This is a genomic window from Thermopolyspora sp. NPDC052614, from assembly GCF_040678635.1.
Taxonomy (GTDB): domain Bacteria; phylum Actinomycetota; class Actinomycetes; order Streptosporangiales; family Streptosporangiaceae; genus Thermopolyspora.
This window is the reverse complement of the sequence record NZ_JBFATZ010000026.1, coordinates 17,629-30,965: the sequence shown is the minus strand read 5'-3', so window position 1 is coordinate 30,965 and position 13,337 is coordinate 17,629. Positions and strand designations below refer to the sequence as shown.

General features: G+C 72.8%; 10 protein-coding genes. 4 read left to right on the top strand and 6 right to left on the bottom strand.

Annotated features, from left to right (window positions below; all coding sequences use genetic code 11):
* Positions 1 to 29: 29 nt before the first annotated feature.
* Complete coding sequence (locus tag AB0K60_RS34035; RefSeq protein WP_364064731.1) at positions 30 to 1,253, top strand: acyltransferase; 1,224 nt, start codon at positions 30 to 32, stop codon at positions 1,251 to 1,253.
* Here the strand turns inward: AB0K60_RS34035 and AB0K60_RS34030 are convergent.
* Genes AB0K60_RS34030 through AB0K60_RS34020 form a run of 3 tightly spaced genes read right to left on the bottom strand, consistent with a single transcriptional unit; the run spans position 1,181 to position 4,346 of the window.
* Positions 1,181 to 1,945 (bottom strand): polysaccharide deacetylase family protein, encoded by a 765-nt coding sequence (locus AB0K60_RS34030; protein WP_364064728.1) that lies wholly within the window; start codon positions 1,943 to 1,945, stop codon positions 1,181 to 1,183. The genes AB0K60_RS34035 and AB0K60_RS34030 overlap by 73 nt on opposite strands.
* A gap of 2 nt (positions 1,946 to 1,947) precedes the next feature.
* The gene (locus tag AB0K60_RS34025; protein ID WP_364064725.1) at positions 1,948 to 2,691 is read right to left on the bottom strand and encodes a polysaccharide deacetylase family protein; all 744 of its coding nucleotides are present in this window, start codon (positions 2,689 to 2,691) and stop codon (positions 1,948 to 1,950) included.
* 50 nt (positions 2,692 to 2,741) lie between these two features.
* Positions 2,742 to 4,346: a stealth family protein gene (locus AB0K60_RS34020; RefSeq protein WP_364064722.1), complete on the bottom strand. Its 1,605-nt coding sequence runs from the start codon at positions 4,344 to 4,346 to the stop codon at positions 2,742 to 2,744.
* Between the two features lie 177 nt (positions 4,347 to 4,523).
* Between AB0K60_RS34020 and AB0K60_RS34015 the strand changes: the two genes are divergently transcribed.
* The 3 genes from AB0K60_RS34015 to AB0K60_RS34005 are packed head-to-tail and all read left to right on the top strand — an operon-like array spanning position 4,524 to position 7,633.
* Positions 4,524 to 5,588 carry a CDP-alcohol phosphatidyltransferase family protein gene (locus AB0K60_RS34015; RefSeq protein ID WP_364064719.1) on the top strand — a complete coding sequence of 355 codons (1,065 nt, stop codon included), beginning with the start codon at positions 4,524 to 4,526 and terminating at the stop codon, positions 5,586 to 5,588.
* Positions 5,581 to 6,618 (top strand): sulfotransferase, encoded by a 1,038-nt coding sequence (locus tag AB0K60_RS34010; protein WP_364064716.1) that lies wholly within the window; start codon positions 5,581 to 5,583, stop codon positions 6,616 to 6,618. Before AB0K60_RS34015 ends, AB0K60_RS34010 begins: the two co-directional genes overlap by 8 nt.
* Positions 6,619 to 6,622: 4 nt before the next feature.
* Positions 6,623 to 7,633 carry a sulfotransferase gene (locus AB0K60_RS34005; RefSeq protein WP_364064713.1) on the top strand — a complete coding sequence of 337 codons (1,011 nt, stop codon included), beginning with the start codon at positions 6,623 to 6,625 and terminating at the stop codon, positions 7,631 to 7,633.
* Between the two features lie 7 nt (positions 7,634 to 7,640).
* On the opposite strand, the gene AB0K60_RS34000 is transcribed toward AB0K60_RS34005, so the two are convergent.
* From AB0K60_RS34000 to AB0K60_RS33990, 3 genes are all read right to left on the bottom strand, one after another.
* Positions 7,641 to 8,972, bottom strand: coding sequence for a serine protease (locus AB0K60_RS34000; protein WP_364064710.1), 1,332 nt, complete (start codon positions 8,970 to 8,972; stop codon positions 7,641 to 7,643).
* Positions 8,973 to 9,403: 431 nt separating this feature from the next.
* On the bottom strand, positions 9,404 to 10,459 hold the full coding sequence (locus tag AB0K60_RS33995; RefSeq protein ID WP_364064707.1) for a glycosyltransferase: 1,056 nt from the start codon (positions 10,457 to 10,459) through the stop codon (positions 9,404 to 9,406).
* Positions 10,460 to 10,464: 5 nt separating this feature from the next.
* The gene (locus tag AB0K60_RS33990; protein WP_364064704.1) at positions 10,465 to 13,287 is read right to left on the bottom strand and encodes a CDP-glycerol glycerophosphotransferase family protein; all 2,823 of its coding nucleotides are present in this window, start codon (positions 13,285 to 13,287) and stop codon (positions 10,465 to 10,467) included.
* Positions 13,288 to 13,337 lie beyond the last annotated feature (50 nt).

The window sequence follows — 13,337 nt, the reverse complement described above, 5'->3', positions numbered from 1 at the left end:
GTGGGCCTGGTGGCGGTAAGTTAGGGCAAGTGCCTGAGTCTCCCAGCACCCCCACTCGATTGGCCTGGCTGGACGCCTTGCGCGGCGTCGGGGCGACGGCCGTGGTGGCCGAGCACGCGCTGCCCTGGCTGGTGCCGTCCCTGCGGCCGACCTGGTTCAACCCGGGCATGTACGGCGTGCTGGTGTTCTTCCTGGTCAGCGGCTACATCATCCCGGCCTCGCTGGAGCAGCGGGGGGACGTGCGCACGTTCTGGGTGAGCCGCGTGTTCCGCCTCTACCCGCTCTATCTGCTGGTGGTCGCCGTCGTGCTCGTGGCGGCGATCTGGGTGCCGATACGCGCCGAGGTGGCGCGCGACGTCGGCTCCGTCGCCTCCCACCTGACGATGCTGGTGGACGTCGTCAACGGCGCCGGCGTCGTGGACACGATATGGACGCTGTCGTACGAGATGGTGTTCTATCTGCTGGTCACGGCCCTGTTCACCGCCGGGCTGCACCGGCGCAGCGGCCCGGTCGCGGTGGCGTTCGGCCTGGTGGCGGTGGGCACCGGGCTGGTGGTGACCGCGCCGCTGCTGTCCGGCGCGCCGGTCGCGGTGATCTCCGCCGTCGTCTTCGCCGCCGGCCTGACCTGCCTGCTCACCGGCCGGTGGCGGGCGCCCGCCGCGTACGCGCTCGGCCTGATGGCCCTGACGCTGCTGCTCGGCAGCCGGGTGGTCTGGCTCGGCGCGGCGATCCTCGCGGTGATGTTCGCCGGGACGGCGATTTACCGCTGGGAGCGGGGCGCGGGCCCGCTGTGGCCGGTGGCGGCGGTGGCGGCGCTGGTGGCCGTGGCCCCGGTGTGGGCGCCGCAGGCGGGCTGGTGGTGGGTGCGGCCGGACGTGTGGCTGCCCACGATCGCGCTGGCCGCCGCGACGTTCGCGGGCGCGATGGCGCTGCGGCGGCGGCGGGTGCCGCGCCCGCTGGTCTGGCTCGGCCTGATCAGCTACTCGCTCTACCTGCTGCACCACCCGATGCTGCGCTGGCTGGTGGCGATCGTCGGCGACGTCCGCGCGCTGCCCCCGGCCGCCCAACTCGCGCTGGCGGCCGGGTACCTGGCGGTGGTGCTCGCGGTGAGCCGGCTCACCTACGGGTTCGTCGAGCTGCCCATGCAGCGCCTGGGACGCAGGCTGAACCGGCTCCCGGCTCAGCGCGGCGGGAAGGTCGAGCCGGGGGTGAGGCGCCCGGTGCCCGCCAGCGTCGAGACCGTCACCAGGTGATAGCCCCGCTTGCGCAGCTCGCGCAGGATGCGGGGCATCGCCTTGACCGTGTGCGGCACCACGTCGTGCATGAGGATGACGCCGTTCGGCTTGGCGAGCGCGAGCACCTTGTCGCCGATGGCGTCGACGTCACGCAGCGACCAGTCGAGCGTGGTGCCGGTCCACAGGATCTGCGCCAGCCCGAGCTCGGCGTTGACGGCGCTCACCCGCGCGTCGGTGTGCCCGTACGGCGGCCGCATCAAGGTGGGCCGCCTGCCCGTCACGCCGCGGATGGCCTCCTGCGTACGGCTCAGCTCCTCGACCACGTCGAAGTCCGGCAACGCGGGCAGCGACTGGTGCCGGTAGGTGTGGTTGCCGATCTCGTGGCCTTCCCTCGCCATCCGGCGCACGATCGCGGGATGCTCCGCGACACGCTCGCCCACCAGGAAGAACGTGGCCTTGACCCGGTGCTCGCGCAGCGTGTCGAGCAGCCGTGCGGTGGTGACGGGCGCGGGACCGTCGTCGAAGGTCAGCGCGATGCACTTGACCTTCGCGCAGTTCACCCGCGCGGTGTCGGCCGAGGCGGCGGCCGAGGCGGGGGCGAGCACCGCGGGGACGAGCGCCGCGGGGGCGAGCACCGCGGGGACGAGCGCCGCCGGGGCGAGCACGGCCAGCGCGGCGAGAACGCGGGCGGCGAGGGAACGCTTCGACATCGTCACCCGTCGACCAGCGGCGAGGTCTCGACGGCGTGCGTGGCGTCCTTGGGCCAGACCTCGCCCGGCGCCAGTTTCTTGCCGCGCAGCAGCGCCGAGACGGGCACCACGTGGAAGCCCCGCTCCTTCAGCGCCTTGAGCAGGGCGGGCATGACGTCGACGGTCTGCGTCACCCAGTCGTGCATGAGCACGACCGAGTCACGCCGCGCCCCCTTCAGCACCTCTTTGTAGATCGCCTTCTCGTCGCGGGTGGCCCAGTCCTGCGACCCGGTGTTCCACAGCACGATCGGCAGGCCCAGCTCGGTGGCGACGGCCTGCACCCGCTCGTTGGCGAGCCCGTACGGCGGCCGCAGCGTGGTCGGGTACTTGCCGGTCAGCTTGTGCACGAGCTCCTGCGTCCGGGTGATCTCCGACTCGATCGCGGACTCGTCCATCTTGGTGAAGTCGGGGTGGGTGTAGCTGTGGTTGCCGAGCTCGTGCCCCTCCTTCGCGATGCGCTTGGCCAGCTCCGGGCGGGCCTTGACGTACTGCCCCTCAAGGAAGAACGTCGCCTTGACCTTGTATTTCTTCAGCGCGTCGAGCAGCTTGCCGGCTTTCTGTCCGGGGCCGTCGTCGAAGGTCAGCGCGATGCACTTGACCTTCGCGCAGTCGACCGTCTTCGCGGGAGCACTACTCCACGCGGGGGTTGGCGCGCAGACGGCGGCGATCAGCGCGGCACACGTCGCGACCCTGATCGGCAGTCGCATGGCTCGATACTCCTCAAACGGGTAACTCGGGTCACTTAGGGCACAACACCCTACCTCTCATAGGGGCTCGGCGTCGGGAAGTACGCCTCAAGGAAGTTGCGCAGCAGCCGGTCCTGCTCCGGCGTGGTGGTCGCGGTGTCGTTGAGGCAGAACGTGTCGTGGTGCCGCAGCGCGAGCATTTTGCGCAGCTTGCGGCGGGTGCGGTCGAGCGCGATGTCCACGTAGGTGTAGCCGATCGTCCCCCGTACGGCCCGCCCGGTCAGATACCCGTAGTAGTGCGCGAGCGAGGACACCACCGAGATGTCGCGGCAGTCGCGGAACCGGTGGCTCGCCGTCCGCGCGAACTCGGCCGCGAACCGCTCCTCCAGCTCCGCCAGCAGGCCCCGCCGCAACGCGTACGGCACGTGCCGCATCTTGTGCGTCAGCACCCGCCCGGTGAGCCCGTCGAGCAGCCGCCGGTTGTTCATCCCGGCCGCGTGCACCGGCGACTCCTCGCGCTCCGGCGCGCCGAACGGCACGTGCACCGCCGACGGGAAGAACCGGGTGATGCCGTTCGCCTCGAAGAACGTGCTCGGCGGCAGCGGCCGGCCGAGGAAGAAGTCGTCGTTGAGGTAGAGGAAGTGCTCGCTGAGCCCCTCGATGTGGTGCAGCTGGGTCTCGATCGCGTGCGAGTTGAACACCGGCAGCACCGACGGGTCGGCGAAGATGTCCTTGTGGTCCACGACGGTGACGTCGGGGTGGTCGATGTCGAGCCAGTCCGGCCGCTGCCCGTCGGTGACGATCCACACATGCCGGATCCACGGCGCGCACGCGTTCAGCGACCGCAGCGAGTACCGCAGCTCGTCCCGGCTGGTGTACCGGGCCTCCCCGGCCGCCCACTCGTTGAGCCCGCCGGCCTCGGCGAGCGCCGCGTCCCGCCGGGCCCGCCACATCGGGTCGCCGCCGTCCACCCACGTGTAGACCGCGTCGATCGGGAACTCGATGTCGTCGACGAGCCTGACCGCGAACTCCCGCCGGGTGCGATACCGCGTCTCGCGCCGCCGCGACGCCGAGACCAGGGGGTTGAACAGCTCCTCCCCGGCCTCGACCGGCTCGTCCTCGATCGGCACCGCGTGCACGGCCGCGTTCGGCCGCGGCGCCACGAGCGTCTCGCCCTCGCTGGGCCAGAACTCCAGGTCGCAGCCGTACTCCGGCCCGAGCACGAGCGTACGCGACGGGCTGGCGAAGTAACCGGCGACCCGCACGGCGGGCACGGTGAGCAGGGACGGCAGCGTCTTGCGCCGCAGCGGCCGGAAGGGCCCCTCCGCGTCGACGCCGACGACCAGCGGCTCCCCGGTGTCCGCCAGCGCCGCGAGCGCCCGCTGCCGATGCACGGCGGGCACCCCCACGGCCGGCGGGCTCCCGGCGAGCCGGCGCACGCAGAAGTACGGCACGCCCGCGCCGGACAGCGCCGCGCAGACCAGGTCGAGGTTCTCCCGCATCGCCTGAAGCGGCCCGGCGTCCGCCCGCACCCGCGCCACCCGGGTGCCCTGCGCGGTCCTGACCGGGATCCGGCCCTCGGGCAGCCTCCGGGCCCGCAGACCGGTGAGCAGCCTCCGGGCCCGCCCGGCCCCGCGACGACGGATCCTGCGCGCCAGACGCGCGGCTTTGCGCATGTGTCTCCCCCCAAACAGTGAGTGACAGGAATGTAGCTCACCGCGACCGCCTCCGGCCGCAGGCTTGGGGAAAAAACGGATCTTCATGTCAGGCGTCGGTCAAGACATCGCAACGAGATCCCCCGGCAACCGCCGAAGGTCGAGGCATGACCACGAGAAGCAACCATCCTTACCCCCATGGCGGCCTTCACGATCGACGAAGTCAAGGCGGTTCGCAAACCGCGGGATTCCTGGTGGACGGTGTTCCTGGTGGACCCGCTCGCGTGCCGGCTGACCCTGCTCATCGCCAACCGCACCGCGGTCACGCCCAACGGGGTGACGCGGCTGTCGATCCTCCTCGGCCTCGCCTCGGCGGCCTGCTTCGCCGTGCGGGAGCTCGCCGCGGGGGCGGCGCTGTTCTACCTGAGCTTCGTGGTGGACTGCGTGGACGGCAAGCTCGCCCGGCTGAAGGGGACCGGCACGCCGTTCGGCCTGTGGCTGGACTACGTCGGCGACCGCCTGCGGGTGGCCTGCTGCGCGGCCGGCCTGGCCTGCGGGCAGTACGCGGTGACCGGGGACCCGGCGTACCCGCTGATGGGCGGCGCTGTGGTGCTGCTCGACCTGTTCCGCTACATCAACGGCCCGCAGCTCAAGCGGGTACGCGAGGCCACCCGCGAGCAGGCCAGACAGGCGGCGTCGCGGCGCTGGTCGGCCGAGTGCGTGTTCGTCGAGGACATCCTGAGCCGCAGCCCGCAGACGGGCGTGCGCGACCTGCTGTCGGGCGGCCCGGTGCCCGGCGACGGGGAGGGCGGGCGCGGCCCGGTCGGGGCCGTCGTGCCCGACGGGCGTCCGCTCATCGACCTGCACGCGCGGTTCCGGGCGCGGTTCCCGTGGTTCGACCGGTTCCGCCGCGCGCTGGCCCGGCGCCGGGTGCGCACCCACGTGATGAGCGGCATCGAGTACCACGCGGCGGTGTTCGTGATCGCGCCGCTGATCGGCCCGGCGGCGCTGCTGCCGGTGGCGGTCTCGGGGAGCCTGCTGCTGGTGCTGTTCGAGGCCGGTCTCGTCTACCGCATCTGGCTGGCGACGCGGGAGATCGCCCGCGTGGCGGCCGCGCCGTACCCGACCCATCTGATCGCCGGGGAGGCGGGGTCAGAGGTGATCGCCGCCCTGCCCCAGCCGCGAAACGCCCGGCGGACGTCTCCCCATCCGGCCCCTCACCTGACCGTCGTACCGGACCCCAAGGAGGGCGTCCTTGCCTGAGCAGCCTGAGCAACGCGAGCCGCTCGACCGGCCCGTCTTCATCGTCGGCTGCCCGCGTTCGGGCACCACCCTGCTGCAGCTGATGCTGCACGCCCACCCGCGCATCGCGATCCCGCCGGAGACGCGTATCCTCGTGCACGCCTACAACCGCCGCCGCAAGTTCGGCGACCTGACGGTGCCGTCGAACCGCCGGCAGCTCGCCGAGTGGATCGCCACCCGGCCGCGCCGGCAGTTCGGCGACCTCGGGCTCGACACCGAGGCGTTCGTGGAGCGGGTGGTGGCCGGGCCGGGCACCCTCGGCTCGGTGATCGGCACCATCTACCAGATGTACGCCGAGCGGCACGGCAAGCCGCGCTGGGGGGACAAGCGCCCGCCGTACATCCGGCACATCGACGTGATCACGCGGGTCTTCCCGGACGCCCAGTTCATCCACCTGATCCGGGATCCGCGCGACTGCGTGGCGTCGCTGAAGGAGATGCCGTGGTTCAACGGCGGCGTCCCGGAGGCGGTGCACCGCTGGGCGGAGGCGATCGACCTCGGCCGCCGGGCGGCGCGGCGGCTGCGCCCGGACGCGTACATCGAGCTGCGCTACGAGGACCTCATCGCCGAACCGCGGGCGACGCTGGAACGGCTGTGCGCGTTCCTGGGGGAGCGTTTCGACGAGGCGATGCTGGAGCCGAGCCAGGTGGCCGACGTGGTGCCCGCCCACAAGCACTGGCACCGCAACGTGCGCCGGGAGGTGCTGCGCGGGCGGGCCGGGAGCTGGGTCTCCCGGCTGGAGCCGTGGGAGGCCGGGCTGTGCGAGGCGATGCTCGGCAGGCGCATGGCCGACCACGGCTACGAGCCGAGCGGCGCGCCGCGGCCGACCCGCGCGCTGCGCCGCGAATACCGGAAGGCGGCGGTCGCGGCACGCCGCAGGCTGCGCTACGACGCCCTCCGCGACCTGCTGGTCCGGCTGCGCGAGCCGGGCCCGGTCGCGGCGCTTCTGACGACGGGGCAACGCGCCCCAGAACTCATACGGGGGAAATGATCTCATGCAGTCGGACAGGCCGATCTTCGTCATCGGGTGCCCGCGTTCGGGGACGACGCTGCTGCAGTTGATGCTGCACTCGCACCCACGCATCGCGGTTCCGCCGGAGACCCGGTTCCTGATCTCCGCCTACTTCCACCGCAGAGTGCACGGCGACATGCGGGTGCCGTCGAACCGGCGGGCGCTCGCCGAGTGGATCGCGACCGGGAAGGGCACCAAGTTCCGCGAGCTCGGGCTGGACGCGCGGGAGTTCGTCGAGGAGGCGGTCCGCGCGCCCGGCAGCCTCGGCTCGGTGCTCGGCACCGCGTTCGCGTCGTACGCCCAGCGGTTCGCCAAGCCGCGCTGGGGGGACAAGCGGCCGAGCTACTTCCAGCACGTCGGCACGATCCGGCGGATGTTCCCCGACGCGCAGTTCGTGCACCTGATCCGGGACGGGCGGGACTGCGTGGCGTCGCTGAAGGAGATGCCCTGGTACACCGGCGACGTGTACTCGGCGGTGTCGAACTGGGCCGAGGCCATCGACCACGGCCGCAGGCACGCGGCCGAGCTGCCGCCGGACGCCTACTTCGAGCTGCGCTACGAGGACCTGACCGCCGACCCCGAGAGCGTGCTGCGCGCGTTGTGCACGTTCCTCGGCGAGGACTACGACCCGGCGATGCGCGACCCGCGCCAGGTGGCGAGCATCGCGGTCCCCGAGCACAAGGTGTGGCACAGCAACACCCACCGGGAGGTCACGCGCGCGCGGGTGGGCAGCTGGGCGGACCGGCTGGAGCCCTGGGAGATCGCGCTGTGCGAGACCGTGCTCGGCGACCGGCTCGCCGCGTTCGGCTACGAGCTGAGCGGCGCGCCCCGGGCGGCGCGCGAGCACCTGGCGGCCTACCGCGCGACGGCGTCCCGGCGCAGGGTGGCGCGCTGGAAGCGCCAGGCCCGCGACCGCGTGAGCCGGCTGCGCGAGCCCGGCCCGGTGGCGGCGATGCTCACCACGGCCCAGCTCGCCCGCTGCCAGCCCGTCTGATCATCGGTCAGGTCCGGTCCTTGCCCGCGGCGATGGCCTTGCGCGTCTGGGCGATGTAGTCGCCCACGTACGGGTGGCGGGGGTAGAGCTCGCGCGCCTTGAGGAACTTCGGCAGCGCCGCCCGGTACCGGTTCGCGAAGAAGTCGTTGAGCGCGGAGTTGTAGTACAGGCTGGTCGCGGACGTGACCGGGGTGACCCCGATCTTGGCGAGCCGCTTGTTGATCACGGCGACCGGCAGGATGAAGCTGTGGTTCTCGGCGCTCTCGCCGGTCCGCGCGTCGATCGACCCGGCGATGAGGGAGCCGATGACCTTGCCGTCCCGGCTGAACACCGGGCCGCCGGAGTTGCCCTGGTACGAGGGCGCCTGCGCCTGGATGTACGGCACGCCGAGCACGGTGGTCCGGTTGGCGTTGTAGGCGCCCTCGGTGAGCGCGGGGAACAGCCGCGACTTGGTGTCGAAGACGTCCGTGCGCAGCGTGACCAGCCCCGGGAAGCCGTTGATGTAGAGCGTGTCGCCGACGCGCACGTCGCCGTCGGCGCCGAGCGGCACCGTGGGCAGGTTGCGCACGCCGTTCAGCTTGAGCAGGGCGAAGTCGGCGCCGGGGTAGCTGCGGCCCTCGTCGACGATCCGCATCGGGCGGGAGACGCCCGCGGACCTGGTCATGCCGCCGCCGGGCAGCGGCCAGACGACCCGGGGCGCGCGCTTGATGGCGAGGACCCGCGCGTGCTTGGCGTTGAACCGGGTGTACAGGTTCGTGGCCAGGCGGACGAGTTCGTCGTCGGGCTGGGCGACCTTCATGGTGTCGCGCAGGAAGCCCTTGACGTCGCGGTCGGTGGCGGTCGTGACGGCCGTGTCGGCGATGTTCTTCCGCAGCAGGCGCGGGTCGAAGCAGTGCGCGGCGGTCACCATGTAGCCGTCGGGCGTGATCCACCAGCCGGTGCAGTAGGTGGGGAAGCTCACCGGGAAGCGCCGTGCGCCCGCGGGGACGAGGTAGCGGTCGACGTCGCCGGCGGCGGTGCGTAACACCCACTTGTAGATGCTCTGGTTGTCGGCCGGGATGCGCCCGGCCTTGGCGTGCCGCGTCGCCGTGGCGAACAGCCTCTCCAGGGCCTTGGTCCCCTTGGCCGCGGGGATGACGGCCCGGCTCGACACCTCGGTGCCGATGAGCTGGACGGCCGGATCGCTGCGGGCCGCGATCCAGGTGCCCGTCGCCACCCCGGCGGGCTTGGGCCGGTACGCGGGCTGGGCCATGGCGGCGTCCGGTACCGCCTGGGAGATGGTGAGACCGGTCAGGACGACGCCCATCGTCGCCAGGGCCCGGCGCGCGTTCCTGCGCATCGTTGTCCTCCTTGCGCTATTTACTCCAAAAGTCTGTGTCGATGCGCTGAAGCACTGCTTGCACCTGACTTGCCAGACTTTTGGATCGGTGCTTTCGCGAAGGAGCGCGGACGATGCTCGCGGATCGCTATCCGCTGAAGGAGGGGCTGAAGGAGGGACTAAAGAGGGAACGGTCCACCTCACGGCGGCCCGGCGGCCCGGCGTGCACGAACCAGGAGCGCGCGACCGAGCCGCGGCGCAAGCGGAAGCGGGGGCTCGCGGCGGAGCCCGCCGAGCGGGTGATGATCAACGAGCTCGCCGAGGCGCTGCTCGGCGACGACCGGTACGCAGTACGCCAACGTGCTGCTTGCCGGGGCCGCGTCAAGCTCGCCGACGTCGCCGCGCACCGCGAGCGGCCGGCCGGGCTCCTCGCCGAGCCGCCCGCCCCCGGGCTAGCGGCGAAGGTGGGCGAACAGCCCCTCCCAGCGGTCGAGGACGCGGTCCAGCCGGTACGCGGCGACCTTGGCGCGCGCCTGCGTGCCGAGGCGGCGGCGCTCCGCCGGGTCGGTCATGAGGCGGGTGAGCTCGGCGGCGAAGGCGGCGACGTCGCCGGGCGGCACCAGGCGGCCGGCGAGGGCGCGCACGCCGCCGGAGACGTCGAAGGCCACGGTCGGCACGCCGCAGGAGGCCGCCTCGGCCGCGGCGAGCGGCAGCCCCTCGTGGTCGCTGGTGAGGGCGAGCACGGACCCGCCGAGGTACACCTCGGTCATCTCCCCTGCGGGCACCCGCCCGCGGAAGACGACCCGGTCGGCGACCCCTCCGGCCGCCGCGTGCGCGCGCAGCCGGTCCTCGTCCTCGCCGTCGCCGACCAGGTGGAGCTCCCACCGCTCCGGCACGGCCCCGCACGCGGCGGCGAAGGCGGAGATCAGGCGGTCGAAGCGCTTGACCCCGGTCAGCCGGCCGACGCCGAGCACGCGCGGCGCGGTGCAGGCGGACGTCGCGCCGGGCCAGCCCGGCAGCGGGTTGGGCAGATCGACGGCGTGCGGGAGCAGGCAGTCCTCGGCGAAGCGCCAGGCGTCGTCCGGGCTGAGGAAGACCGACTGGTCGAGCGCCGGGTAGTGGCGGCGGATCGAGCGCAGGTGCCAGGTGGACCGGGCGTGCTCGTACGACCCGTGGTACTGGCCGACGCCGAACAGATGCGGCGGAACCACCTCCCGCGCCCACGCCACCGCCCCCGGCGACGTCATGATCACGATCCCGGAGCGCAGCGAGCCCAGCAGCCGGGCCAGCCGTCCGCGCGAGGGACGGCCGAGGCGCCGCTGCAGCACGAGCCGCCGATACCCCGGCTCCGCCACCCAGTGGACCGGCCCCTCGGCCCGGTTGACGCCGACGACGCAGACCTCGTGACCGCGCCGGGCCAGCCCCTGCGCGAGCGTGTGGGTGACCCGCTGAACGCCGCCGAGCGTGTCCGCGTCCATGCTGACGAAAACGACGCCGTGCCCCGCCACGGACCTCACCGCCCCTGGCCGAAGAACGCGTCCACGATTCGGGCGGCGGCGTCGCCGTTCTCGTCGGCGCACCACATGCGGCGGAAGGCCGCGTACCGGTCCGCGTACGCCTCGGCGAGCCAGTCGAGGTCGCGCAGGGCCTCGACGACCTCCTCGGTGGTGCGCGCGCACGGGCCGGGGGCGATCGCGGGCAGGTCGTGGTAGACGCCCCGCCCGGTCCGCCGGTACTCCTCCCAGTCGTCGATCAGGAACAGCATCGGCTTGCCGGTCACCGCGTAGTCGCACATCACCGACGAGTAGTCCGTCAGCAACGCGTCCGAGGCGAGCATCAAATCGTTTATTTCGGGATACGTCCCGGCCGGGCGGACGAAATACCGCACGTCCTGCGGCACGACGCACTTCTCCGTCGGATGGGTGCGCAGGATCAGCACCCACTCGTCGGCGAGGGCGTCGGCCAGCGTCCGCAGATCGGCCCGCACCGACGTGCCCTTGGCGTGGTCCCGGTACGTCGGCGCGTACAGCAGCACCCGCCGCCCCTCCGAGATCTCCAGCTCGGCCCGCACCCGGCGGGCCGTCTCGGCGTCGCCGCGCACCAGCACGTCACAGCGCGGCGAGCCGTACCGCAGCACCGGCCCGGTGTAGCCGTTCGACGGCACGAACAGCCGCTCGAACTCCGCGCTCGGCGCCACCAGCGCGTCCCAGCGCGCGACCGCGGCCCGCCAGCGGCGGCGCGGCACGTCGAAGTCGCCGCGCAGGTCCGGGGCGTCGAAGCCGATCGACTTGATGCCCTGCCCGTGCCAGGTCTGCAGGTAGCGGGTGCCGCGCGGCTTGGGGAAGGACAGCGGCAGGTTGTGGCTGTCCACCCAGTACGCCGCGCGGGCCAGCGTCCACACGTACCGCCAGCTCCACCGGCGTACCAGCGCGACATCCGCCGGGAAGCCGCGCCGCCCCTTCGACGTGGACCACACGGCGCGCAGCGGCAGCCCGCGCCGCAGGATCTCCTCATGCAGATACCGGGGGTTGCCGGTGTAGCCCTTGCCGGCGTCGGCCTCGAACAACACCAGGTCACGGCGGCGGGGCAGCAGATGGATCAGCGCCCGGTACGCGGCCACCTTCACCGTGCCCGACCCCAGCCGCCGCGCGAGCCGCCGCCGCAGCCGGGGCAGGTGCCGCCGCACGCTGCGGCACCGCCACTCCACGCGCAGCGTGGCCGCCCCGCCCTCGGGCCGCACCGTCACCTCGTGGCCCGGGATCCGCAGCTCGATCGTTCCGGTGCCCGGCGGGACGAGCAGCACGTCACGGGTGCGGCGCCCGTCGTCGACGCGGGTGACGACGATCGCCGGGTCGCAGTGCCCGGTGAAGCCGAAGCGGGGGAGCGGCACGTCCGTTATGTCGAATTCGGCCGTGGACAGGTACGAGCCGTCCGCCTGCCGCCGCGGCGACAGCCGCTTGCGCAGCCCGCGCACGCTTAAATGGGCCACCGCCTCGATCCCGTCCAGCACCCCGAACGGATCGTAGGTGCGCACGGTGAGCGCGAGCCTGCCGCCGTCCGCCGAGAGCCGCTCGACCTCGTGCCGCAGCCGCGACGCCGAGAACGGCAGCTCCGCCATGTGGCACGCGGTGATGTCGAGCCCCGGCGCGGGCACCGGCCCCCAGTAGGTGCGCCCGTCCACGCGCACGGCCCGGCGCGGCGCGGCGCGCGGCCCGGTCAGCGACCGCGCCGCCACCCGCAGGTCCTGCGCCGTGCCGTCGCCGATGAGGTGGCAGCACACCCGGATGATCGGGTCGATCCCGTCGTACGCCTCGGGCCGGATCCCGGCGAGATACGGCGCGACGATCCCGCGAAAGCGCTCGACCCACTCCAGCGTCGCCGCCGGGACCGCCTCGTTCAGGTAGACGCGCAGGTCCTGCCGCAGAAACCGGCGCTGCCGCGCCGCGACCAGATCGTCGAAGCCCGCCGACTCCAGGTGCCGGTCGCACAGCACGGCCGCGCGCACCCGGTCGGCGACGTTGCCGAGCTCGTGCAGGCTCCGCGAGATCGACCGCCGGTACGTCCCGTCCTCGGCGGTGCGGCGCCACAGGTAGACGACCCACGGCACCACGGCGATCCGCCGGGCGGCGCAGAACAGCCGCGCCGACCACAGGTGGTCCTCGTAGTGCAGATCCTCCCGGAACCACAGCCCCGCGCGGCGCAGGAACGCGGTCCGGTACAGCTTGTTGGTGGAGAAGCAGTCGAGGAACATCTCCGGGTCCTCGCGGATGCCGCCCAGCACCCGTCGCCGGTACAGCCCGGGGTAGTAGCGCCGCGTCCGCCCGCTCTCCTCGAACAGGCGGCCGACCTGCCCGGTCACGAAGTCCGCGCCGGTGCGCTCGATCTCGGTGAGCATGCTCTTGCAGGCGTGCCGGGGCAGCTCGTCGTCGCTGTCGAGGAACATCACGTACGGCGCGGCCACCTGGGCGAGGCCGTCGTTGCGCGGCGCCCCGCAGCCCCCGCTGTTGACCGTCCGGCGGACGTACCGGACGCGCGGATCGTCGATCTCCTCGACGACGCGGGCGGTGCCGTCGGTGCTCGCGTCATCCACGACGATCACTTCGAGCGCGCGAAGCGACTGGCCGAGCACCGATGTCACGGCGCGGGCCAGCCGCTTCGCGTCGTTGTACGAGATGACGATGACGCTGACGAGGGGCTCGATCCGGGGGAGACGCGACTCCGCGCGCTCCCGGACCGGCGCGACCGGAACGGCCGCGAGAACGCCATCAGGCGGGCGACTCCCGTAGCGAGCGGACCCTATGGACTTGTCACCCGACCTGACGGCGCTGTTCTCCACGCCCGCTTGATGCCCAACGGTCAGGCGGTTTGTCCGTTATCCGGCACTTC

What these genes read in the sequence shown, in the direction of transcription:
- AB0K60_RS34030 (WP_364064728.1), bottom strand. Translation starts at nt 1,945, where the DNA reads ATGTCGAAGCGTTCCCTCGCCGCCCGCGTTCTCGCCGCGCTGGCCGTG.
- AB0K60_RS34025 (WP_364064725.1), bottom strand. Translation starts at nt 2,691, where the DNA reads ATGCGACTGCCGATCAGGGTCGCGACGTGTGCCGCGCTGATCGCCGCC.
- AB0K60_RS34020 (WP_364064722.1), bottom strand. Translation starts at nt 4,346, where the DNA reads ATGCGCAAAGCCGCGCGTCTGGCGCGCAGGATCCGTCGTCGCGGGGCC.
- AB0K60_RS34015 (WP_364064719.1), top strand. Translation starts at nt 4,524, where the DNA reads ATGGCGGCCTTCACGATCGACGAAGTCAAGGCGGTTCGCAAACCGCGG.
- AB0K60_RS34005 (WP_364064713.1), top strand. Translation starts at nt 6,623, where the DNA reads ATGCAGTCGGACAGGCCGATCTTCGTCATCGGGTGCCCGCGTTCGGGG.
- AB0K60_RS34000 (WP_364064710.1), bottom strand. Translation starts at nt 8,972, where the DNA reads ATGCGCAGGAACGCGCGCCGGGCCCTGGCGACGATGGGCGTCGTCCTG.